Origin of the sequence: Streptomyces sp. So13.3 (assembly GCF_005860785.2) — a bacterium.
In the GTDB taxonomy this organism is placed as follows: Bacteria; Actinomycetota; Actinomycetes; order Streptomycetales; family Streptomycetaceae; genus Actinacidiphila; species Actinacidiphila fildesensis.
This window is the reverse complement of record NZ_CP048835.1, coordinates 5,169,742-5,192,739: the sequence shown is the minus strand read 5'-3', so window position 1 is coordinate 5,192,739 and position 22,998 is coordinate 5,169,742. Positions and strand designations below refer to the sequence as shown.

Below are 22,998 nucleotides of genomic sequence, written 5' to 3'. Positions count from 1 at the left end.
TCAGACCTGCGTCCGGTGGAAGTTCATGAACGACCGCGAGGCCGTCGGCCCCCGCTGCCCCTGGTAGCGCGATCCGTACCGCTCCGAGCCGTACGGGTGCTCGGCCGGTGAGGTCAGCCGGAAGAGGCACAGCTGACCGATCTTCATCCCCGGCCACAGCTTGATCGGCAGCGTCGCCAGATTCGACAGCTCCAGCGTCACGTGCCCGGAGAACCCGGGGTCGATGAAGCCGGCCGTCGAGTGCGTGACCAGCCCCAGCCGGCCCAGCGAGCTCTTCCCCTCCAGCCGCGACGCGAGGTCGTCGGGGAGCGAGATGACCTCGTAGGTCGACGCGAGCACGAACTCACCCGGATGCAGGATGAACGGCTCGTCGCCCTCCGGCTCGACCAGCCGGGTCAGATCGCTCTGCTCCACCGCCGGGTCGATATGCGGGTACCGGTGGTTCTCGAACACGCGGAAGAGCCGGTCCAGCCGCACATCGATACTCGACGGCTGCACCATCGACTCGTCGAAGGGGTCGACCCGCACCCGTCCGCTGTCGATCTCGGCCCTGATGTCCTTGTCTGAGAGAAGCACGTCCCGAAGGTTACGCGGACGACGCGGCCCCGGCCCAATCCTGACCGGAGCCGCGCGGCATCACTTGCGCTACTTTCCGTTCTCCACCGGCACCGCATGCCGCAACCGCGCACAGCGCGGACACCTCAACAACCGCCCGGGACCCAGCCGGCCGACACCCAGATTCTGCATCGGGAACGACGCGGTGCTGAACACGTGCCCCTCGGCACAACGAACGACGGTGCGATCCATCGCTTCCCTTCCCCAACTTCCGTGGACGACAAAAGCCACATTAGGGGATGAGCCGGGCCATCTTCCACGCGCCGCTCCGACGCCCACGCTACGCCCCAACCCCCGCCCCCCGCAGCCACATCCCGACCCCCCACCCCGCCCCACGACAACACGAAGGCCCCGGACGAAAACACGCCCAGGGCCGACCATGCGGTACAGTGTGCGACGGTGCTACGCCCCAAACCGGCGTGCCGCGCGAGTGTAGTTTAATGGTAGAACATGAGCTTCCCAAGCTCAGAGCGCGGGTTCGATTCCCGTCACTCGCTCCACACAAAGCCCCAGGCCAACGGCCCGGGGCTTCTTTGTTGTCATCGGGCGCGGCTACGGAATCAGAACGCATAGCCCCGAGCCACCCAGTAACGCCAGTCTGCGACCCCTTGCCGCGTCAGGCCCTCGGCGTCCACGGGCTCCAGTTGGGAGAGCGGGATGCCGAGATCGTGGCCTTGCCATTGGACCCGCACGAAGATCTCACGCTCACACTCCTCCTCCGGCGCCATGCCCATCACCTCAACCTCCTCGTCGACACGCGTTGGCGAAATGATCCGCTTCGTCGTGCAGCGGGCAATGAAGGGGAAAGCAAGAGCCTCTTCCAGGTAGTAGTACCACCCCATGGCCTGCTCCTCAGGGCCATAGGCATCAACGATGACCTCATTCACGATGCGTTGCTCGCGTTCATCATCACGGGGCTGACCCGGCATTCACTGTCTCCGTCCTCTTCAGCTCGACACGCGATGACGTGACAGCATCCGGGTCTCCGGGCCTCGGGCAGAAGGGTTTCCCGCACGCTGCCGGTGTCACCGTGCGCGGGGGCAGGCCCAGCTCTGTGATCATCCGCATCAGATGGCGCATACTGCAGTATGCTTCCCCTATGTCTGCCACCACGCGCATCACGGTCACCCTGCCCACCGAGCAGGTGGCTGAACTCAGAAAGCTGACCGACAACGTCTCCGGCTACGTGGCCGAGGCAGTGGCTCGCCAGATCAGACATGAACTGCTCGGCCATGACCTGCGACGCCATCAAGAGGAACACGGCGCCTTCACAGACGAAGAGCTGGCCGAGGCTCGCGCCAAAATCCTCGGCTCAGACGCGTCCGCCAACCGCACGGACGCCGCGTGAGCACGCACTTCGAGACCGTTGTCCTGGACTCGGAAGGACTGTCAGCGTGGATCGCGCAGGATCGGAAGGTCCTCGCAATGCTGCAGGTGTTTCACGAGATGGGAGCCGACCTGGTCGTCGGCGCCAACACCATCGTGGAAGTCAGCCACTCCCGGGTGAACCTCCCACGTCTGAACTGGGCCCTGTCCCGGGTCAAGGTCGAGCCGGTCACCGAGCAGGCGGCCAAAGCGTCGGCAGAACTGCTCAAAGGAGCGGGATTGCACGGTCACAAGTACGCGATCGACGCCACCGTGGCGGAGGCTGCTCTGCGTCAGCCAAGTCCAGTAGCGGTGCTGACTTCCGACATCGACGACATGACGAAGTTCTGCGGCGGCAGTGTGCGACTCATCCGCCTCTGACACACCCACCGGCTCAGCCGAAGCGACTGCCGCGTATCCGGGGGCATGCCCTATCCGTGCCCCAACGGGCGGTACAACGGGGTCAGCGGCGGGCATAGATATCGACCCACAGCAGTGCTCAGAGGTGGCGTTTTTGCAGGTCAGTAGCCCTGTCGAGCTACCAAGATCCTTTGATTCCCAAGCTCAGAGCGCGGGTTCGATTCCCGTCACTCGCTCCATTCAAAGCCCCAGGCCGGCGGCCCGGGGCTTCTCTATTGTCTAGACCTCTTCACCCCACCTGATGTCGATCTTCCGGCACGAAAAGCGTTCTGGCGCCAGGTGTGGGTTGACCGCGTTGACCTGCAAGGTTCTCGGGGATCGGAGTTCGTGAACTCGCTGCTCGGCCTGTTGCTCACGAACGAGGTTCAGCCGACCCGGCAGGTCAGGTCCTTGCCCGGGAGCCTGCCCGTGGCCAGGTAGGCCATGGCACTCGTGTCCGCGCAGGGATTGCTGCCGTTGACGATGTGCCCCTCCCCGCCGGCGACGGTGACCATCCGGGAGCCGTGCAGTGCCCGGTGCATCGCCCGGCCTCCGGCCAGGGGCGTCAGGGGGTCCCACTCGCTCTGCACGATGAGCGCGGGGACCTTGTTGTTCACCGTCGTTCTGGGCTCGCTGCCCGGCTTCCAGAAGGCACACGGCTTGATGTTGGCGTCGAAATCGCCGGACAGCGGATACCGGGTCCTGTCGCGGATCGCGTCGTGGCGGTATTGCTGCGGATCGCTCGGCCATGACGCCCGGGTGTCGGCGCACAGCACGGCCCAGGCGCTCGCGTCATCGTTGTCCGGGGGAACGTCGCGAGTGGACACCGGAGGGACGGTGCCCGGTGCCTGCCCGGAGGTCCTGGGCTTCTTGCCGTCGGCCGTCTCCTTCAGTCCGGCGACCCAGGCGGCGGCCTGCTGGACGCGGGCGAACACGGCGCGCTGAGCGCGGATGCCGTCACCGGTCAACAGCGCCCCGCGATCCTCGATGGGGGTGCGGTCGGCCCTGTCGACGAGGTCCCAGAAGGTCTTGCGGACCTCGGCCGGTGTGCGGCCCAGGCCGTACGCCGTGTGCCGCCGGGCCGTCCACCGGGTCCACCGTGTGAACGCGGGCTCGGCCCTCTCGGCCATCGCGGTGAACATGCCGCGCCCGTAGCCCGCGGGGTCGGCCGCGCTGTCCAGCACGAACCGGTCGGTCCGCCGGGGGAACAACTGCGTGTAGACGGCGCCGAGATAGGTGCCGTAGGACATCCCCAGGTACGAGATCTTCTTCTCGCCCAGCGCGGCACGGATCGCGTCCATGTCGCGCGCGGTGTTGCGGGTGGTGAGGTGGCGCAGTGTGCCGCCCGCCGCAGCCTGGCACTTGGCGGCTACGGTACGGGCCCGCTCCACATCCCTCGCGAAGGTCCTGGCCTTGTACGGGCGTTCGGTGTCCCGGTCGTCGACGGTCAGCCCGCAGCTGACGGGAGAGCTGTGCCCGACACCCCTGGGGTCGAACCCGATGAGGTCGTACTGCCTCCTCACCTTCCGCGAGAGGCGCAGTGCCGGGTCCACGGGCATGCCCAGGCCGGGTCCGCCGGGTCCGCCGGGGTTGAGGAGCAGAACTCCGCGCCGCTCCTTCCCGCTGCCCGCCTTGATCCGGGATATCGCGATGTCGAGCGTCCTGCCGCCGGGATCGCTGTAATCCAGTGGCACTTGGAGAGTCGCGCACTGAAAGGAGGCGGGGCTGCCCGCATCGCACCACTGCCATCGGGGCTTGTGCTGCGCTGCGGTGGGCTCGGATGCGCTGAAGGCCGTTTCGGGAATCGACAGCGAAAGAAGAGCCGCCGCGGCACCGGAAGCCAGCACAGACGCTATTCGTGAGTTCCGCATCAGGATCAGTTCCCCGTGAGTTGCTGGCTGACGCACTGCTTGTACTGCTGGAAACTGCCGGGCTGGTAGCACTCCTGCGTCTCGTTCGCGTACCAGACCATGAAGAAAGCAACCAGGACGGCTACCACGATCGCGACGGCCGACGCCACCACGCCGGTGATGGCCTTGCCCCGGCCGCTCCGTGTCGGCCCGCTTCTCACCAGGGCGACGATGCCGAGGACCAGGCCGACAACACCGAGCAGGCCGCCGAAGATGAAGACCGAGGTGCCCAGGCCGGTGACGCCCAACACCATGGCGGCTCCGGCCGGCCGGTTCTTGGGGCCCTGAGGGTGGGGGCGGTATGGGACCGTCCCGCCGGTCCTGGCCGGTGCCGTGTCGTACGGCGACATCTGGGTCCCTTGTGTGTTCATCAGCCATCCTCCGGTCGAGTGCTCAGGGGGCCGATTCTGGTTTCGGGGGACGTGACCGCACATCGCGTAAAGGCGGGAGGATTTCCTCCCCCGATCGGGGGAGGGCCCGGGCCCTCCGGCCGGTCATACTGGTCGGATCATGATCTGGGGAATCCGGCCGCTGCTGCGCGGCTCCACGTATACGGGTATGTTCCTCGCCTATTGCGGTGCCCTGGCGAGCATTCCGCTGCTGCCTTTCGCCATGCTGCCGACCCTGGTGTGGCCGTCCGCTCCCTATGGCGTGAAAGCCGTTCTGACTCTCCTGGTCTGGGCGGCGCTGATCGGTACGATCGGTCTGGCCCGCACCACGCGGCGGGCGCTGATCGCGTTCGTCCGCAGGCTGCTGGGGGTGCCGTTGCCGGATCCTGCGGCATCGGGCGGCGACCGCTGGCGGACTCCGCTGTGGCTGCTGCTGCACGTGACGCTGGGGTGGACGGGGGCACTGGTCAGTGGGGTGCTGCTGATCATGGGGGTGAGCCTTCCGTTCGGCTGGCTCCGTGGTGAGGCGGAGCTGAGTCTGTTCGGCTGGTCACTGCGTGCGGAGGGCGGCCGGCAGAACTGGACGCGGGGGCTGTGCTGCCTGCTGCTGGCCGCGGTGGTGTGCGTGGTGGTGACAGGAGCCCTACGCCGGCTGGCGCCCAGGCTGCTGGGGCCCTCGGCGGCCGAGCGGCTCGCGCTGGCAGCCGAGCGGGAACAAGCGCTGGCCGAACGCAACCGGCTGGCTCACGAGTTGCACGACTCGATCGGTCACACACTGACGGCGACCACAATCCAGGCGGCGGTGGCGAGCCAGGTGCTCGCCACCGACCCGGCGACGGCGCGAGCCGCGCTGCGCAGCATCGAGGAGTCGTCCCGGGCCGCGCTGGAGGACCTGGACTACGTACTGGGTGTGCTGCGCGATCAGCGGGCGGAGACGGCACCGACCCGCACCCTGGCCAACCTGCCCGAGCTGGTCGACCGGCTGCGGCACGCGGGCGCGACGGTGGAGCCGGAACTGTCGGGCGACTGGGCGCAGGTGCAGGGGACGCTCTCCCGAGCGGCGTACCGGATCCTGCAGGAGGGCCTGACGAACGCGCTGCGGCACGGAGCGGGCGGTCCGATCGAGCTCCGCGTGGCGGCCACCCCGGACAGTCTTGAGCTGGGCGTGGTCAACAGGACCGGGCCGGGGACGGGCGCGGGCCCCTTCCCGACGTCCGGGCACGGCATGCCCGGTCTCGCCGAACGCGTGCGGCTGCTGCACGGCGAGATCGAGGCGGGCCCGCAGGGGACACGGCACTGGCGCCTGGTGGTCCGCCTGCCGATACCGGCATCGGCATGACCGGCCCCGACACGAGCACGGCCGCTGGTCCCGCCGACAACCCCATCACCCTCCTGATCGCGGACGACGACGAAGTGACCCGCATCGGTCTGCGCATGCTGCTCGCGGCGCAACCGGGAATCGCGGTGGTCGGAGAAGCCGCCGACGGCATCGACGCGGTCGAACAGGCACGGCGACTGCGTCCGGACGTGGTCCTGATGGACGTACGCATGCCGCGCTGCAACGGCATCGAGGCCACCCGGCAACTCCTCGCCGACCCGGCCACCGCACCGCCGAAGGTCGTGGTGATCACCACCTTCGAGAACGACGACTACGTCACCGCGGCACTCAGCGCGGGCGCCGCCGGGTTCGTGCTCAAGCGACTCCCGGTCCGCCAGATCGCGGAGACGGTACGGGTGGTGGCGTCGGGAGAAGCGATCCTCTTCCCCTCAGCACTGCGCCGCATGGTCACCGCCCGCCCCCTGGACTCCGCCGAGGCGCTACCGAAAGCGGCACTGACGGACCGGGAGGAAGAAGTGCTGCGGAGCATGGCCACGGGCCTGTCCAATCCGGAGATCGCGAGGGCGCTCACGGTGAGCCTGGAGACGGTGAAGACCCACGTGGGAAACGTGCTGACCAAGCTCGGCGCACAGAACAGGACACACGCGGTGGTCATCGCCTACGAGTCCGGCCTGGTAGTCCCCGGCCTCACCGACTGACAGCTCGCGGGCCACAGCTCCGCACTACCGATTTTCACTTCGCGACAGCTACGTGAGCGGAGGGGCCGACCCGGAGGCAGCTGCCAGAAGTCCGTCATCCGCTTCCACCAGAGTCGGCGCACACCATCTGACAGCGCGGCTGCCTCCAGCGGCACCACGGACCGGTAGCCGCACACGAAGGCCGCCACCCGAGCGAGGTCGAACACTCCATCCACGCCGAACTGCACCTGGGCGGTCCGAACGCCCTCTTCGGCGTACGGACGGACGCCGACGCGGTCCCAGTCGAGGACGGCGGCCAACTCCCCTTCCTTCCACAGCAGGTTCCGGTACTGGACATCACCGTGTGTCCACCCGTGCCGGCCCACAGGGACCGCGTCCTGAGGCCGACGATCGGCATGCTTGCCGATCAGCACCCGCCGCTGCTCCAGGGCGGCCGAGGCCGCCGCGCCGAACGCGCTGCCAGTGCCTTTGTTCTCTACCGCTGCGGACAGCCGCTCCGACTTCTCCACCGCCTGCTCCGGCGTCGTCACGTCGGCGGTCAGCATGTCGGGCACAGCAGGCCGTCACGACGACCAGCGTGGCAGGGCCGAACCATGCCACGAAGGAAAAGGCCCATTCCCGAGCGCCCTTGCTCCCACAACCTGGCTGTCCCGTCACACGGCGTGCACAGGCCACGGAGCAGATCCGACAGGCCGCCTCGGCCACCGCGTGCCCCAGCCGTGCCCTCCTGAGCGGAAAACCCCGGTCAACAACGGTGCAACCCGGACCGCCCCAGGAGCCATCCGAGCCCCCGTTTTCGCAGGTCAGACAACACATCAGCCCCGCAGCACTCGTTGATTCCCAAGCTCAGAGCGCGGGTTCGATTCCCGTCACTCGCTCCATTCAAAGCCCCAGGCCTCACGGCCCGGGGCTTCTTTGTTGTCCAGACCACTTTGGGCCTGTTGTGCCCTCCGCGTGCCTCAACTCCGGGAAACGAGCGAATCGGCTGCTGCGGAGCATCCCGCATGGCTGGCGTGAGGTCTCAGGACTGATCCCACGCCCTCCGGACTGTCAGCCACCCCGCGTAAAGTGCTTGTTGAGCATCCAGTGCAGACCGAGCGAGGCAGCGTGGCCGAGTTTTCGAAGCACCCCTTGGTGGTCGATGGCAAGATCACCTCTCTGCCCTTCCATGAACTGACTTCGTGGAGTCAGTTCGAGAAGCTTGTGTGCGAATTCGTCCAAGTGCACGAACGGTTGTCGCCCTGCCACCGATACGGATCGCCTGGTCAAGCGCAGGGCGGTATCGACATCGCAGGGCTGTCGGAGGGCGGCCAATGGTCCGCATTCCAGGTCAAACACGTAGCCCAGTTCACTGAGGCGGATACAAAGAAGGCCCTGGATCTCTTCCTCAGCGGACCGCGGCCCTATGCAGCAACACGGCTCGTCATCGTCACGTCATGCAAGACAACCCGGGCTCAGGTGCGTGATCTGGTTCATCATTACCAAGCCCAACATCCAGATCTGTTGCTCGAGTTCTGGGACGGCGAGCACTTGACATCCCATTTGCGTATCCAGCCACGGATCGTGGCCCGGTACTTCGGGGATCATGTAGCACGACGCTTCTGCGACGCGGATTCCCTGGAGGCGTTCTCCAGAGCTGGGCGCAGGGGCGAGGTTGGCTGTCTTGTGCGCGACGCTGACCCGATCGGTCTGGAGGTTCACGAGGCTATCTCGGTCGATGAGGTCACAGACCCTGATCAGCCTGCTCTGCCTACATACTTTCGAAGGTCGTTCGACGACGAACTCGACGCTCTCGTCAACATGGCTCTCGCCGGGAACAGTGGCATGAAAGTCCTTCTCGCGGATTCCTCCACGGGAAAGACTCGTGCTGCCTGGGAAGCGATTCAGCGCCTCGGCAAGGAGTGGCGGCTGTGGCATCCGGCCGACCAGGAGGACCTACTCGCCTCGCTGGGGGCGGTGAGACCGCGCACGGTCGTGTGGCTCAACGAGATCAATCGCTATCTGCTCTGCGACGGCTCGGACAGAAATGAACACGTGGCTGCTCGACTCACGGAGCTGCTGCGCGATCCCCACCGGGCCCCCGTCCTGGTGCTGGGGACAACCTGGCATGTCCACTGGGCCACCATGACCACCGCGCCGGCAGACGAGCGCGCGAAGACTCGAGCCCTGTTGTTCAGGTGCGCCCTCCCAGTTCCGGAGAGGTTCAGCAACGACGAGGTGGCCGCTCTCCTCGACATGGATCGGCCCACCGATCGGAGAATGCTGAAGGCTGCTCGCGAGGCCGAGGGCGGCCACGTCATCCAGTACCTGGCAGGTGGGCCAGCGCAATTGGAACGGTACGCGAACGGATCCCCGACCTCACAGGCAATCCTGCATGCCGCCATGGACGCCCGGCGGCTTGGTCACGGCATGGATCTGCCTCCCGGTTTCCTCCGGTCTGCGGCTACTAGCTACCTGACCACGCTCCAGCGGGATCTGGCGGAACATGACTGGTTTTCTCGCGCCCTGCAGTACTTGTCAACTCCGTGCCGGGGGGTTCGCGGGCCGCTGGCACCGGTCCGGGGCTTCTCCACGAACGGGGCAGAGAATCCCAGCAGCTACCGCCTAGCCGACTACGTCGAATTGCATGGTCGCCGGAACAGACAATTTCTCTGCCCTGAAAACGATTTCTGGGAGGCAGCGACAGAGCAAGCCGCCAGCGCGCGCGACAAAGTTGCCCTTTCCCGGGCTGCTCTTGAACGAGGCAGGGAGACCCACGCGGAAGCACTGGCGCTAGCGGCAGCGCAAGACGGGGACGGTGCCGCCCTGACCCATCTGGCTGGATGGATCCGCGAAAATCGCAAGGGCGAGGATCCACACGTCTACTACGAGTTGGCAGCCGAACTCGGAGACGTCACCGCGCAGATCGCACTCGCTTCCCGCGCGGAGGAAGAGGGCCAACTTGAGAAATCAGAGCACTGGTATCGCAAAGCTGTGGATCGGGACGGGCGCCGATGGGACGCCGTCGTAGGATTGGCCTCCGTCACATCTCAACTCGGGGATACCGCACGCGCTGTCGAATTGTACAACCAGGCACTTGACGGCGGATTTTTCGGCGCCCGGGCAGTTGAGTACCAGGCACGCTGGCTGGCCGATCAAGGCCAGCACGAACTTGCACTGATCCTGACAAAATATTCCTTCAACGCTGGAAACACTGAGGCATTTGCAGGCTTGGCCTGGACCTACATGTACAAAGATACTTCTCGAGCTATTCAAGTGTTCAGGTTCGCCATGGACGCAGGAGACATAAATGCACCGCGAGAACTCGCCTGGGTTTTGGAGAGAGAAGGAGACTGCGACGGAGCAGATCGTTTCTGTGAGATCGCCGTCCGCCTCGGTGAGACGAACACCCTTCGCGGCCTGGGAATGATCCGTCGCAGTAAAGGTAACTACCAGTCTGCTTCGGCTCTCTTCTGGAGAGCTTACAATCTGGGTCTGACGTACGTGCTGCTCGAGCTGGCTCGCCTACGAGAAGAAGAGGGCAACCTGAGACGAGCCGAGAAGCTCTACTGGCGTGCCATTGAGGAGGGACAGCCAAGCGCAGCCCACGACCTAGTACGGATCTTGGAGATCAGGGGAAAGGTGCGGCTGGCCGAGCAACTGGCAGCCGACTCGAAGGAACTCGTCGAACCCTTGGCGCGGGCTCGGGCAGCCCGAGGCGAATATGAATCTGCCGAACAGTTACTACTCAAAGCCATTGCGCAAGGACGCTCGAACCTGCTTCTGCCCTTGGCGCGAATCCGTGAACAGCGGGGCGACGTTGCAGGAGCCGAAATCATGTTGAGGCGTGCGCAAGACGCCGGAATTCCCGATGCCGCGCAGCGACTAGCGGAACTACAAGGCGACAAACAGGAGTAAAATCAGCAACCGCGTCTTCCAATATCTGTCAGCATGCGACAAGCTACCCATCCCCCATTCTGTGGTCGGCTGGGGGCCGTCGGCAATGGATTCCGAAACGGCGTATTCAGTCGGCTCGGTCGTCAACCTAGCATCCCGAGCCGGAGGGCGAGGGAGCAAGTCCACGCAGATTTCGACGACTCGCTGTGAAGCGCGCCCGCGTCCAAATCGACTTCCCTGAGTCCCAGCACCCCCACCTCGTCGATCGCCACTTCTTCGCCCAACTGGCCTCAACCCGGCAGCGTCTGCGGAAACTGCTCTGAGCCGCATCACCGCCTCGCAGGCGCACCTCACTGTCCTGACCTGCAATACGGATCTGCCCGAGTCGCGATGTCAGAGCCGTGGTGCAAGGTGACGGGTGGCGGCACCGTCTCGGTCCGCCTGGGCACATGAGGAACCCCGGAGAGAGTGGCATGCCGAAGATCCCAAGAGGGCGGCGCGTGGGCCAAACCGCAGTAAACGCCGTACGCACACTGCTCGAGGAACACGATCACATCGTTCAAGAAATATCCGGACGGAACGACTTCGGCGAGGACTTCTACGTCACCTTCACCGATGGCGGGGACGTCACCAGCGACACGGTTAAGGTCCAAGTCAAAGGTGGGGACAGCTGGCGCCGTGGGAACGGCTACGCGGTGCCCGTCAACCTACACGGCGACACCTGGGCGGACGGCAACATCCCCGTCTACTGTGTGGTGTACGACCCAAATACGAAGGAGCTGTACTGGGCGAACGCCACCCAACAGCTCCGCCGCTTCGGCCCTCACGATCCGCCCCGCTACATCGGCGTCAGCCCCAACGCGGTGCTTGACGACGCCACCATGGACTCCTTCGTCTCTCAGGCGCGGCGCTATGTCGGACGCTATCGAGGCCGCCAGGCCGTCCTCACCCACCTCGGGGAAATGTCCGGGACGGAATTCGACCCGTCAGATCACGTTCTGCACTTCGTCAACGGCGATGACGAGGACCTCATCTTCTGGAAGTCCCCGGGGGCTGCGGTGGCAACACTGCTGCTCAGTACCCAGGGCTGGAATACGGCTTGGGTCACCCTGGAGTCGCTGATGCGCTCCACACCTCCTCTCCTACAGGACGGCGATACCACCAAACCCACCGACCCCGATCTGTGGACCGCCGAGGAACTTGAGCTGAGCCAGTCCGAGATCATGTGGGTGGCCGCATGCTTCATGTCCACCCGGCAGGCTGATGAAGGCCCCGAGAGCGACCTCATCGAACCCGACGAGTGCGAGGGGTGCCCCAGCTGCACGGGTGAGGATTTCGTAGAGCACGGCAGGATCGAAGCAGACGTCATTCATGCCTACGTACTGGCATGCATGCTCAACCGCATCGAAGCCGAGCCGGACCTCGTGCAGCGCTCGATTCTGGCCATGCGCAAGGACATCACGTTGCAACCAGCCGTCATCGCCGAGCTTGGTTCCTTGGAAACCGAGCCACGCTTCGTCCGCCAGGTGAACAAGCTGAGCCGGGCAACAGTGCCCACGGAGGACGATATCGATCCAGGGGCATTCCGGCTTGCCGTCCTCTACCTGATCCACCGCATCTACGTCGGCGGACCCTCGCTACCCCTGGAGGAACAGGTCCGAATCGTTTGGCGCGTCCCGGAGCCGGGACGCGGACCTTCTGCATCCATGTCACAGGCCCGGTAGATACGAGGCCAGGCGCCCTCGTAGACGTGCCCCAAAGCAAAGGACATGTGTCCAGACCGTCGCGAGGGCAGAACTGCCTGGCTTCGATGCTGTTGGCCGCACCGCTGGGGCCGTGCCAGAACGTCCCAGTAGGGCCGGTAAAGGGCGGTCAAGACAGGTGCCGAAACAGCACTCAGTTCAAGCGCGCACCAGTCTGCTCCCGCAGGTCAGCGAACATACTGATGTCCAAGTGTCGAGTGATTCCCAAGCTCAGAGCGCGGGTTCGATTCCCGTCACTCGCTCCATTCAAAGCCCCAGGCCTCACGGCCCGGGGCTTCTTTGTTGTACGGACACGTTGTCAGCGGACACGTTGTTATTGGATGCCTTGTTATGCGGCCGCGTGCGATCGTGCCCGGTCCTGAATTCCCTGTCATTCCCGACTGCCGTTAACGGGCGGGGCAGGGCGGTGCAGCCGCCAGACCACTTCTATCCCGCTGCCGGCGGGAGCTGCGGGCGGTGTTGCCTGTTCGCGGCGGACTTCGGTGAAGCCCAACCGGCGCGGGATGGCGGCGCTCGAGGTGTTGGCCAGGTCGTGGGTGATCTCCAGGTATTCGACGTCCGGCAGGGTGAACATCTCGGTGACGATGGCGGTGGCCGCTCTGGTGGCGATGCCCTGGCCGGTGGCCGCAGGGTGCAGCCAGTACCCGATGCGTCGGCCCTGGGGTTCGGCTCCGCGGTAGGTCTGGCACATGCCGATGAGGGTGCCGTCCTGGGCGATGGCGTAGTTGTACACGTCACCGCTCGCCCACTTCGACTCGGACTTCGCGAGGAAGTCGCGGGTGCTCTCCTCGCTGTGCCGGGTGACCCACGCCTCCCAGGGGCGCAGGTGGTCCACGGACTCCTCGATCAACGTGAACGCCGCAGCGAAGTCGCGCTGTCCCCGCCAGCTTCGCAGGACGAAGTCTCCGCACTCGATGATCTGCCTCGGTCGCTCCATGACGGCCATGGTTGTTCGCAGAACGGCTCCCTGCAATGGGATGGGGACCGGGATCGGGGTCGGGAACGGGAGCGACCGCCCGGGGCAGGACCTTCCGCAGAGGCGCAGTACTATCCGGCGAGCCTCTGTGAATCAGCGTTCTGGTGGGTCCTGGGTAAGCGGTGGGGGATTTATGCGCGTTATGCGCTATCGGCGTCAAATTGTCGTATCCACGGCCGCGCTGCTGAGCAGCGGTGGTCTGTTCCCGCTGTCCGCGCTGGCGGATGAGCCGGTCGCCAATCTGTACGTGAGTCCCACGCATTGCAGCGACACCGGGGTGGGGACGCAGGCACTCCCGTTCTGCACCGTTCAGGCGGCGGCAGATGTCGTGAATCCCGGGCAGACCGTCACTATCGGCGTGGGTAGGTACACCGGCTCGGTCACCATCACCCGCTCGGGCACACCGACGGCGCCCATCACCTTCAAGAGCCCCGCCTTCACCAGTCACACCAGAACCACCAACCCCATTCTTTGGCGGCCTGACAACAGCACCGCGGCCGCGGTGACGGTGTCCGGAGCACACGACATCCGCATTGCCGGGATCATCGTCGAGCACGCACGCGGTGACGGCCTTGCCGTGGTGGGCTCCACCCGCATCGCCCTCGACACGAACGCTGTCGGGCAGGTGTGGGAGACCGCCCCCGAGACCCCGGACGGGATCTCCGTCGACCACACCTCGTCCGACGTGTCGATCACCAGGAACGAAACGCGGGGGAGCCTCGGACACGGCGTGTCCATCGCCTCCGGGGCAGAGCGCGTCACCGTCGCATCCAACCTGCTCAGCACCGACCAAGCCGGTGGGATAGGCGCGACCGATGTCTCCGGGCTCACGGTGACCGGTAACACCATCATCGCCGGCAGTTGCTCCCCCGGCCTGTCTATTACCGGGACGTCGTCCGGGACGGTGGAGAACAACGCGGTGAAGGCGATGGCACCGTCCGGAACACCGCCGTGCACAGCGGCCCCGCTGATCACGGTCGCGACCTCCTCGACGAACACCGTGAAGACGGCCTACAACGCGCTCGCCGCCGCGGCTCCCCGTTTCGACTACACCTGGGGCGGCACCGACTACACCAAGGCGGCGGACCTAGCGGCCGCCGTACCCGGCCAGGCCGGCCAGGACCTCGACGTACCCGCAACCGACATCTCCACCTCTGCGCAGCCGGAGGGGTCCCCGCTGATCGACTCGGGTGACTCCCACGCCCCGGGCGTGACCAGTACGGACTGCTCCGGGCACCCTCAGCCCGTCGACGACCCGAACACGGCGAACACGGGTACCGGGGCCGGGGCCATGGACCGGGGAGCCTTCGAGCGTCAGAGCACTCTGACCCTGGCTCCGTCGTACAGCCCCGCCTCGGCGGCCGGCACCGTACCGTTCACCCTCGCCGTCACCGCCGCCCCGACCGACAGCTGGGGCGAAACGGTCAGCACGGTCGTGGACTTCGGCGACGGCGGCGGCCCCGTGGCGGTCAGCGGCGGCGTGGCCTCGCACGTCTACCCCACCCCCGGCATCTACACGGCGCGCACGACGGCGACCAACACCGACGGCCTGGCCGTGACCAGAACGACGCAGGTGAAGGCAGCGACGGTTGACGCTCCGCAGGTGGTACTCACCGCTGCTCCGCTGATCTCCGCGCCCCCGCAGAATACGGTCACTCCCGGCATGGCCGCCTTCACCACCACCGCCGGAGCCGACACCTGGCAACTCCAGAGCGGGACGCTCACCTTCGGTGACGGCACGTCGGCCGAGCTGTCCACCTCTGCTCCCACGCACCACATCTACCCCCACGCAGGCACCTACACCGCGACGGTCACCGCCAACGACCTGCTCGGGCGGACGTCGACCGCCTCGGCCACGATCACTGTCGGCAACGAGATCCTTCCCCTGACCCCGAAGCGGATCTACGACAGTCGCTACGGGAGCAGGGTCCCGGCCCATGGGACCGTCCAGTTGTCGAGGGCCCAACTGCACGCCGACTCCACCGGTGTGCAAGCCGCCTGTCTCACGGTGACGGTCACCAACACGAAAGCCGGTGGCTTCCTCACCGTCTATCCGGACGGCACAGCCCGGCCGAGCGTCTCCCTGCTCAACTTCGGCCCCGGGCAGACCGTTCCGAACATCATGATGGCCGTCCCCGGCGAGGACGGCCTGGTCGACTTCTACAACGGCAGCAGCGCCCTGGTCGACCTGATCATCGACTCCTTCGGTGTTGAGGTCGGCGGCGACCCGGCCAGCCGGAGCTCCCAGATCGGCGTCACCTACTCCGCCGCCGGCCCCGCCCGGGTCCTGGACACCCGCGACGGCACCGGCGCGCCGAAAGCCCCTGTGGCACCGCACGGTGGGGTGGTCCTGACCGTCGCCGGGCGCAAGGGGGTGCCGTCGGACGCTTCGGCGGTACTGCTCAACGTGGCCACGACCGACACCAAGGCGGGGGGCTTTCTGACCGCCTACGGTCACGGTGACGACAACCCCGGGACCTCGAACTCCAACTGGACCCCGGGGCAGACCGTGTCCAACCTGGTCCTCGTCCCCGTCAAGGACGGCAAGGTCGTGCTCTACAACGGGAGCGGTGGAACCGTGAGTTTCGTCGCCGACGTGGTCGGTTACTACGACTACCCGGGCACCGCCTCGGTCGTCGTGCCGACCTCGCTGACCAGGGTCCTCGACACCCGCACCGGAACCGGTACCGGCGGCGGTGCCGCGAAGCTCGGTCCCCACCAGACCGTCCGACTGCAGATCGCCAATCGCAACGGGGTGCCGGCCACCGGTATGACGGCGGCGGAACTGAACATGACCGTCACGAACAACGTCGGCGGCGGCTTCATCACCGCCTATCCCGCCGGGACGGCTCGGCCCACCGCATCCAACATCAACTTCAGCGCCGGACAGACCGTGGCCAACGCCTCGGTCATGCCCACCGGCACGGACGGCGCGATCGAGTTCTACAACGGCAGCAGTTCCCCGGTCGATCTGGTCGTCGACCTCTCGGGCTACTACTACGGCTACACCCGGTAGCCGGAACCCGCCCGCCCTCGGGCCCGGCGCACCGCAGGAGCGGTGGCCGGGCCCGAGGGCTCGGTCCGTCCCCTGGTGGGGACTCCCTGGGAACGGTCAGCGGCGGCGTGGGGCCGTGGCGGTGGTCGCCACCAGGGCCTCGGTGACGAGGCGGACGCCGCGGGCGAGGCGGCTCAGCTGTTCCAGCTCGACGGCGTAGAGGCGGATCGTGTTCTCGATGACGGCCTCGACCATGCCCATGGTGGGCAGCTCGGCCCGGCTGGTGGTCATCGCCACCTGGACCGCGCGCATCTCGTACTGCAGCTGGAGCTGTGCGTGGCGGGCGAGGAGGGCCGGGTGGCGGGTGAGCGTGGAGTATCCGGCGTAGCGGGCCGGCAGCAGGTCACGCAGCCAGCGGGTGGCGGTGCGTTCCCAGTCGGGGTTCCCGGGGGATTTGACCTGGCAGGGCCAGTCCGGGCTGAGCGTGGTGAGGGTCGTCTGGGACATTCTCGTCGCTTCCGAAGAGTGCCGAACTCTGATCAAGAGGTTTGTTGGCTGCCTCGGCCCAGGGGTTGACCGAGGCTGCCGTGGGCGCTCCGCGGGATGCGAGCGCCCGGTGTGAACACCCCGGGCGCGCCACGAGGAGGGAGCGTCGGCCCGGGTGTTCCGTCGGGAGGGCGGGTCACGCTCTCCAATGGCGTCCGGTGGGCCCAGGCGCCGATTGCAGTAAACATATATACCGTCGAGTACGCAAGGGTATGAAAAAATTCATACATTCCGGGCAAGGCGGAGCCGGGCGGACGGTGAAAACGGTTTCCAGAGGGTTCTCAGAGGAAGAAACCGTGCTGATCGGCGACCTGCTCGTACCCCTCGAGCCGCGCCTGCGTCCGCTCCGGATCGGCGTCGGCCATGGCCTGCAGCAGGGCCGCGGACAGCATGCCCGGGGCCGCGTACGAGTCGAAGACCAGCCGCGAGCCGGTGCCGGCGGTCAGGACGACGTCCGCCTCGTCCACCAGCGGGCCCAGGGTGAGATCCGTGATCAGCGCGATGCGCAGTCCGGCGCTGCGGGCGGCCCGCAGCGCGGCCAGGGTCTCCTTGGCGTGCCGGGGCATGGCGAACGCCAGCACCCACGCCCCGCCGGCCGCCCGGGACTGCAGCAGCGCGTCGAAGGCGACGCTGCCGCCGCGGGTCACCACCCGCACATCGGGGTGGATCCGGCGGGCGGCATAGGCGAAGTACTCCACGAGCGGCGCCGAGATCCGCAGGCCGAGAACCGTCAGGGGCACGGAATGGGCCAGCTCACGGCCGATGTCCAGCACCTGGTCGGTGTCGGCGAGCAGCCGCCGCACGTTCTCCAGGTTCTCGATCTCCGCGTCGACCGCCGCCTGCAGCTCGTTGCGGCGGACCTGCTCCCGGCTCTCCGGCGACCCCGCGACCGCACTCAGCGCGATCGGCTGCAGCACGTCCCGCAGGGCGGGATAGCCGCTGAAGCCGAGGGAGGCGGCGAAACGGGTCACGGACGGCTGGCTGACGCCCACCCGCTCGGCGAGCTCCGTGATCGAGAGGAAGGCGGCCTCGGTGAGGTGGTCGATCAGGTACTGGGCGATACGGCGCTGCCCGGGGGACAGGCGATGGCCGTTGAACAGGGCGTGGACGCGGTCCGCGGGGGCACGCTCCAGCTCCAGGGGCTGCCCACCCGGGGTGATCGCAGCCGCCTGTGCCCGTGCCTGCTGCCCCGATGGCACCGGTGCGCCTCCTTATTCATGCCGCTCCTGCTCAACATAGCTCACGCCTTGTGGACGGCCGGGAAATCGCCCCAGGGCGGTGTTCCACTGTTCGGCGATGGCGTCCGAGCGGGCGAAGTGCGCGGTGGCCTCGTCGTCGCGGCCGAGGAGCCGCGCGAGTTCGCCGAGGGTGTACGCGACCGGCCGGATCGCCACGGTGGAGCCCGAGCTGGGCGGCGGTGCGTGGCGGTAGGGGAGCAGCGCCGCGTACAGCTCCTCGGCGCCCTCCTTCTCGCCGAGCGCGACCATGGTCATCGCACGGAAGGTCGCGAAGACCTTGAAGAAGTAGTCAGGGCGGATCGGCAGTGCCTGCGCCAGCACCTGCCGGGCCTCGGCCGGCTGCCCGGCGGCGGCCAGGGCCGCGGAGAGCAGATCGCAGGCGATCGGGCCGTAGGCGTCGAACGCCTGCCGGGCCGGCGGTACGAACTCGCCGAGCCGTCCCTGGCCCGCCCTGATCGTCGCGGTGGCGATCAGCAGATAGCCGGCGGCGTGCGGGGAGCCCTGGCGGCCCATTCGGGCGGCCGCTTCGGCGTAGAGCCGCTCGGCGTCCGCCACCCTGCCCTCGATGTGCGCGAACGTCGCGAGCATGCTCTCGCCGACCGCGGCGGGACCGGGCATCCGGTAGGCGCGGGCGAGCTCCAGGCACTCGGCGGTGAGCCGGTACACGCCGGTGACGTCGCCCTCGACGGCCAGGGCGGTCGACCGGATGAACAGCCCGTACCAGCGGTAGATCGGCAGGTCGTGCGCGCTGCCGAGGCGGTCGATCCGCTCCCCCAGCTCCGCCCGTTCACGCCATTCCAGCTCGGTGTCGAGCTCGCGGGCAAGCGTCGCGAGCGCCAGCGCCCGCAGCACGGGATCCCCCAGGCCTTCCGCGATCACGACGGCCTCCTCGGCCGCGGCCCGCGCCCGCGGGTCCTGACCGTCGGAGAGCTCGGCGGAGTACGCGTCCAACAGCCGGCAGCGCACGGCGGGCTCCAGATCCGGCAGCTCCAGCAGGCGGCCGAGTCCGGCGACGACGGGCTCGTCGACCATGCCGTACGGCCGGGTCTGCCAGGGCGTCGGCTCGGTCCAGGCGGTGAACGCGCGGATCAGCAGATCGTCCCGGGCCGCGGCGGTCGCGAGATCGATCGCCGTCTGCCGTGTCGCCCGCGCTTCCATGACGGCCCCGGCCCGTACCTGGGCCCGCAGCAGCCTCCCGAGCAGCTCGATCCGCTCGTCGTCCCGGTCTCCGGTACCGCCCGCGGGGACTCCGGTGCCGCCCGCGGGAACCCCGACACCGTCCGCGGGGACTCCGACACCGCCCGCGGGGGCGCGCAGGCGGTCGAAGCACTCCAGCGCCTGCGCGAGCAGAGCGGCGGCGACGTCGTGCGCGTAACGGCCCTCGGCGAGTGCGGCCGCTCGCACGCAGTAGTCCACGGCCTTGGCCGCGGTGGCCGAGGACGCAGCTCCGGCGTAGTGATGGGCCAGCGCGGAGACGTCGTACGGGGCGAGCCGCTCCAGGGCCGCCGCGATCCGGCCGTGCATACGGGTGGCGCGCAGCCGGCTCAGGTCGGCCAGCAGGGTGTCCCTGACCAGCGCGTGCACGAACCGGACGCGGCCCGGCGCGGGCTCGGTGAGCAGCCCCGCGACGAGCCCGGTCTCCAGCGCGCCCAGCACGCCGTCCTCGCCGGTGTCCGCGGCACCGACCAGTACCTCGACGTCCGCCTCGCGCCCCGCCACCGCGGCCAGCCGCAGCAGGGCCACGGCCGCGTCGGGAAGACGGCCGAGCCGGCGGCGCAGCACGTCGCGCACCCCTTCCGGCACATCGGACAGCGCCACCAGCGCGCCCTCGCTCCCCAGCAACAGGGCGCTCTCGCGGACGTAGAAGGGATTGCCTCCGGTGCGTTCGGCGAGCGCGGCCACCGTCCCGGCGTCCACCGGCGCCTCGCCCGCCGCACCGGTCACCGCTCCGATCACTTCCGCGACGGCCGACTCGGACAGTCCCCGCAGCGGCACGCGCAGCGGGGACCGCCGCGCCAGACCGGCGAGTCCGTCGGTGAGCGGGCCCCCGATCTCGTCCGGCCGGTACGCGGCCACGAACAGGACGGGGGTGCCCTGCGGCAGATCGACCAGGCCCGCCAGCATCGCGAGCGTCTCGGCGTCGGCCCAGTGCAGGTCGTCCAGCAGAACGGCCACCGGCCGCTCGCCCGCCGCCGCCTCCAGCCACTGCCGGACCGCCCGGTGCAGCCGGAACCGGCCGGCGGCCGCGTCCTCCTGAGGGACGGAGCCGGTGGCGGAGCCGGCGGAGTCCGTGGTCCCGTCGGACAACAGCGGCGCCAGCACGGCGGTCGACCCGGCCGGCGGCGGGAACTCCACGGCGACGGACCGCAGTGCCTCGACCCAGGCCCAGGCGGGCGGCGCGCCCTCGGCGTCGGTGGTGCGGCCCATCGCGACGAGCCAGCCGTCACGGCGCAGCCGGTGGCCGAACCGCTCCAGCAGCGCCGACTTGCCCAGCCCCGCCTCGCCGGTCACGAGCGCGACGCCCGGACCGGTGGCGCGCGCCCGGCCCGCGGCGGCCGCGAGGAGCTCCAGTTCGGCCTCACGGCCGACGAACAGGTCCGCTTCGGCGGGCTGTTGTACGGGAGCGGTCGTACGGAGCGGGCTCGTCGGACCCGTCGGGGCCGTCAGGCCTGTCGGACCCGGTATCGGACCCGGTATCGGACCCGTCGTCGGATCCGCCGGTGCGTCCGTCGCGGCCCGGAGGACCTCCGCGCGCTGGGCGAGGACCGCCTCTTCGAGTTCGGTCAGGGCGGGGCCTGGATCGAGGCCGACCTCGGCGGCGAGGACCGCGCGGGCCCGCCGGAGGGTGGCCAGGGCGTCGGCCTGCCGGCCCACCGCCCAGAGCGCCAGCGCGTGCAGGCGCCAGCCCTCCTCACGCAACGGCTCGTCGCGGGTGAGCAGTTCGGCCTCGGGAACGGTCCCGGAGACGTCGCCGGAGCGCAGCCCCACCGCGACGCGCAGTTCACGGGCGACCCTCCGGAGCTCCTCCAGGCGCGCGGTCTCGGCGCGGGCCCACGGTTCGTCGGCCGTCTCCGCGTACGCCGGGCCCTGCCACAGCGACAGCGCCTCCTCCAGCAGCCGGCCCGCGGCCTGCGGCCGGGTGGTGAGGAGTTCACGGGCGTCGTGCAGCAGCCGCTCGAAGCGCCAGGCGTCGACCGCGTCCTCCGGCAGCCGCAACGCATAGCCGGGCGGCGCGCTGACCAGCAGTTTCGCCGGGGTACGCGGAGCCCGGCCGGGCTCCAGGAGCCGGCGCAGGTTCGACACGTAGGCCTGCAGCGAGGTCACCGCCTGGGCGGGCGCCGCGTCCTGCCAGAGGTCCTCGACCATCCGGTCGACGGGGACGACCTGGCCGCGCGCCGCCACCAGCAGGGCGAGCACCGACCGCTGCCGACGGCCGCCGAGCGGAACGGGCTCCCCGTCCCGCTCGGCTCCGAAGGAACCGAGCACGCGTACGCACACCATGTCGCCGCACATCGTAAGCGGCCAAGGATCTTGTCGGGCCCGAATTTCCCAGCACCGGGCCACAGTTCCCGGGCGACAGTTCCCGGTCCGCATTCCAAGCCCTGATTCCAAGTCCGTTCCAAGTCCCTTCCAGGACCCGCCGACGAGGCTTCACACATGACGACGAAGAACGCAGCACCCCAGGCCGACGCCCGCCCCGACACCCACGAGATGGTGGTCATCCACCGCGGACTCCGCAGGGAGTCCCGGCTCCTCACGGAGCTGATCGCAGCCGTCGCCCCGGGCGACACCGCACGGGCCGGCGTGCTCGCCGCCCACTTCCGCGACTACCTGCTCGGGCTGACCAACCACCACCACGGCGAGGACGACCACCTCTGGCCGCCGCTCCTGGCCCGGGTCGACATCGAAGCCGATCTGGTGCTGCGGATGGAGGCCCAGCACGAAGGGATCGCCGCGACGCTGGCCCGGGCCGAAGCGGCGCTGCCCGGCTGGGAGGCCACGGCCGGCGAGGCGGAACGCGACGTGCTGGTGGCCGCGCTCACCGAGCACCGCGCCGTCCTCGTGGAGCACCTGGACGACGAGGAGCAGAATCTGCTCCCGCTCGCCGAACGGCACCTGTCCGTAAAGGAGTGGAACGCGCTCGGCGATCACTTCATGGCGACCACGCCCAAGCCCAAACTGCTGTTCTTCCTCGGCATGGTCCTCGAAGAGGCCGACAGGACCGAGCGCGCGAAGATCCTCGGCGAGCTGCCGCTCCCGGCCCGGCTGCTCTGGTACGTCGTCGGCAGCCCCGCGTACCACCGCAGGGTCCGCCGCATCCGCAACGGGACCCGCTGAATCCCCGCTGAGAACCCCGCACACCTCACCGCCCTCCGAGCCCTACCCCTTCACGCACAGGAGACCTGTCATGACCTGGAAGAACGTCACCACCGCCCTCGCCGTCATCGGCGGCGCGTTCATCATCTACGTCGGCCTCAGCTATCTGTTCGCCCCCCGGACGACCGCGTCCGGATTCGGTCTCCCGAGCTGGCCGCAGCAGGACGGCAAGGCCTTCCTCGCCGTCAAGGGCGTGCGTGACATCGCGACCGGACTGGTCATCTTCGCGCTTCTCCTGACCGGACACCGGAAGGCGCTGGGCTGGGCGATGCTGGCGATCACCTTCGTCCCCGCCGGGGACATGGTGATCGTGTTGAGCAACGACGGTTCCGCCGGCACCGCGTACGGGGTGCACGGCTTCACCGCCGCGGCGGTCGCGGTGACCGCCGGGCTGCTGCTTCGCGAGCGCCCCGCCCCGTCGAGCGCCCCCACGACCGCGGGGCCGGCCGCCCGGAAGGCTTCCCGGACGGCCGACCCCGCGCTGAACCGGTGAATTCCGCTCAGCACCCGCT

Annotated in this window: 18 protein-coding genes and 1 tRNA gene; 10 read left to right on the top strand and 9 right to left on the bottom strand. The window is 68.3% G+C overall.

Features of this window, described 5'->3' with window-relative positions; all coding sequences use genetic code 11:
- Positions 1–576 (bottom strand): dCTP deaminase, encoded by a 576-nt coding sequence (gene dcd, locus C8250_RS23390; RefSeq protein ID WP_138351324.1) that lies wholly within the window; start codon positions 574–576, stop codon positions 1–3.
- Positions 577–1,041: 465 nt separating this feature from the next.
- Here dcd and C8250_RS23385 point away from each other — a divergent pair.
- Positions 1,042–1,115: transfer RNA gene (locus C8250_RS23385), tRNA-Gly, on the top strand.
- A 60-nt stretch (positions 1,116–1,175) separates the two neighbouring features.
- Here C8250_RS23385 and C8250_RS23380 read toward each other — a convergent pair.
- Positions 1,176–1,544, bottom strand: coding sequence for a calcium-binding protein (locus tag C8250_RS23380; protein WP_138351323.1), 369 nt, complete (start codon positions 1,542–1,544; stop codon positions 1,176–1,178).
- Between the two features lie 170 nt (positions 1,545–1,714).
- Here C8250_RS23380 and C8250_RS23375 point away from each other — a divergent pair, with 170 nt between their 5' ends.
- Complete coding sequence (locus C8250_RS23375; RefSeq protein ID WP_138351322.1) at positions 1,715–1,963, top strand: type II toxin-antitoxin system CcdA family antitoxin; 249 nt, start codon at positions 1,715–1,717, stop codon at positions 1,961–1,963.
- The gene (locus C8250_RS23370) at positions 1,960–2,361 is read left to right on the top strand and encodes a DNA-binding protein (RefSeq protein WP_138351321.1); all 402 of its coding nucleotides are present in this window, start codon (positions 1,960–1,962) and stop codon (positions 2,359–2,361) included. The genes C8250_RS23375 and C8250_RS23370 overlap by 4 nt, the downstream gene beginning before the upstream one ends.
- A gap of 404 nt (positions 2,362–2,765) precedes the next feature.
- On the opposite strand, the gene C8250_RS23365 is transcribed toward C8250_RS23370, so the two are convergent.
- Together C8250_RS23365 and C8250_RS23360 are read right to left on the bottom strand one after the other, a co-directional pair.
- Positions 2,766–4,073: an alpha/beta hydrolase gene (locus C8250_RS23365; protein ID WP_307811275.1), complete on the bottom strand. Its 1,308-nt coding sequence runs from the start codon at positions 4,071–4,073 to the stop codon at positions 2,766–2,768.
- Positions 4,074–4,255: 182 nt separating this feature from the next.
- Positions 4,256–4,660 (bottom strand): DUF4190 domain-containing protein, encoded by a 405-nt coding sequence (locus C8250_RS23360; protein WP_232484894.1) that lies wholly within the window; start codon positions 4,658–4,660, stop codon positions 4,256–4,258.
- Positions 4,661–4,799: 139 nt separating this feature from the next.
- On the opposite strand from C8250_RS23360, the gene C8250_RS23355 reads away from it, so the two are divergent.
- Both C8250_RS23355 and C8250_RS23350 read left to right on the top strand, forming a co-directional pair.
- Positions 4,800–6,017, top strand: coding sequence for a histidine kinase (locus tag C8250_RS23355; RefSeq protein WP_138351319.1), 1,218 nt, complete (start codon positions 4,800–4,802; stop codon positions 6,015–6,017).
- Complete coding sequence (locus C8250_RS23350; protein ID WP_138351318.1) at positions 6,014–6,715, top strand: response regulator transcription factor; 702 nt, start codon at positions 6,014–6,016, stop codon at positions 6,713–6,715. Before C8250_RS23355 ends, C8250_RS23350 begins: the two co-directional genes overlap by 4 nt.
- Here C8250_RS23350 and C8250_RS23345 read toward each other — a convergent pair.
- Positions 6,676–7,260: a phosphotransferase gene (locus C8250_RS23345; protein WP_138351317.1), complete on the bottom strand. Its 585-nt coding sequence runs from the start codon at positions 7,258–7,260 to the stop codon at positions 6,676–6,678. The two genes, C8250_RS23350 and C8250_RS23345, sit on opposite strands and share 40 nt — an antisense overlap.
- Before the next feature lie 541 nt (positions 7,261–7,801).
- Here C8250_RS23345 and C8250_RS23340 point away from each other — a divergent pair.
- On the top strand, positions 7,802–10,612 hold the full coding sequence (locus C8250_RS23340; RefSeq protein ID WP_244809312.1) for a hypothetical protein: 2,811 nt from the start codon (positions 7,802–7,804) through the stop codon (positions 10,610–10,612).
- 452 nt (positions 10,613–11,064) lie between these two features.
- A complete protein-coding gene (locus C8250_RS23335; protein WP_138351316.1) occupies positions 11,065–12,315 on the top strand; it encodes a DUF4365 domain-containing protein in 1,251 nt (416 codons plus the stop codon).
- A gap of 409 nt (positions 12,316–12,724) precedes the next feature.
- Here the strand turns inward: C8250_RS23335 and C8250_RS23330 are convergent, their stop codons facing one another.
- The gene (locus tag C8250_RS23330) at positions 12,725–13,291 is read right to left on the bottom strand and encodes a GNAT family N-acetyltransferase (protein ID WP_244809310.1); all 567 of its coding nucleotides are present in this window, start codon (positions 13,289–13,291) and stop codon (positions 12,725–12,727) included.
- 181 nt (positions 13,292–13,472) lie between these two features.
- Here C8250_RS23330 and C8250_RS43665 point away from each other — a divergent pair, with 181 nt between their 5' ends.
- Positions 13,473–16,346, top strand: a complete 2,874-nt coding sequence (locus C8250_RS43665; protein ID WP_187144958.1) for a PKD domain-containing protein — start codon at positions 13,473–13,475, stop codon at positions 16,344–16,346.
- Positions 16,347–16,442: 96 nt separating this feature from the next.
- Here C8250_RS43665 and C8250_RS23320 read toward each other — a convergent pair whose 3' ends face one another.
- The 3 genes from C8250_RS23320 to C8250_RS23310 form a co-directional block, all read right to left on the bottom strand.
- A complete protein-coding gene (locus C8250_RS23320) occupies positions 16,443–16,832 on the bottom strand; it encodes a hypothetical protein (protein WP_138351313.1) in 390 nt (129 codons plus the stop codon).
- Positions 16,833–17,152: 320 nt separating this feature from the next.
- Entirely contained in the window at positions 17,153–18,070 is a 918-nt protein-coding gene (locus C8250_RS23315; protein WP_138351312.1) for a MurR/RpiR family transcriptional regulator, read from the bottom strand.
- A gap of 12 nt (positions 18,071–18,082) precedes the next feature.
- Positions 18,083–21,610 (bottom strand): BTAD domain-containing putative transcriptional regulator, encoded by a 3,528-nt coding sequence (locus C8250_RS23310; RefSeq protein ID WP_138351311.1) that lies wholly within the window; start codon positions 21,608–21,610, stop codon positions 18,083–18,085.
- Between the two features lie 156 nt (positions 21,611–21,766).
- On the opposite strand from C8250_RS23310, the gene C8250_RS23305 reads away from it, so the two are divergent.
- Both C8250_RS23305 and C8250_RS23300 read left to right on the top strand, forming a co-directional pair.
- Positions 21,767–22,447, top strand: coding sequence for a hemerythrin domain-containing protein (locus C8250_RS23305; protein WP_198357286.1), 681 nt, complete (start codon positions 21,767–21,769; stop codon positions 22,445–22,447).
- Positions 22,448–22,517: 70 nt separating this feature from the next.
- Positions 22,518–22,979 (top strand): DUF4267 domain-containing protein, encoded by a 462-nt coding sequence (locus tag C8250_RS23300; protein ID WP_138351310.1) that lies wholly within the window; start codon positions 22,518–22,520, stop codon positions 22,977–22,979.
- Positions 22,980–22,998 lie beyond the last annotated feature (19 nt).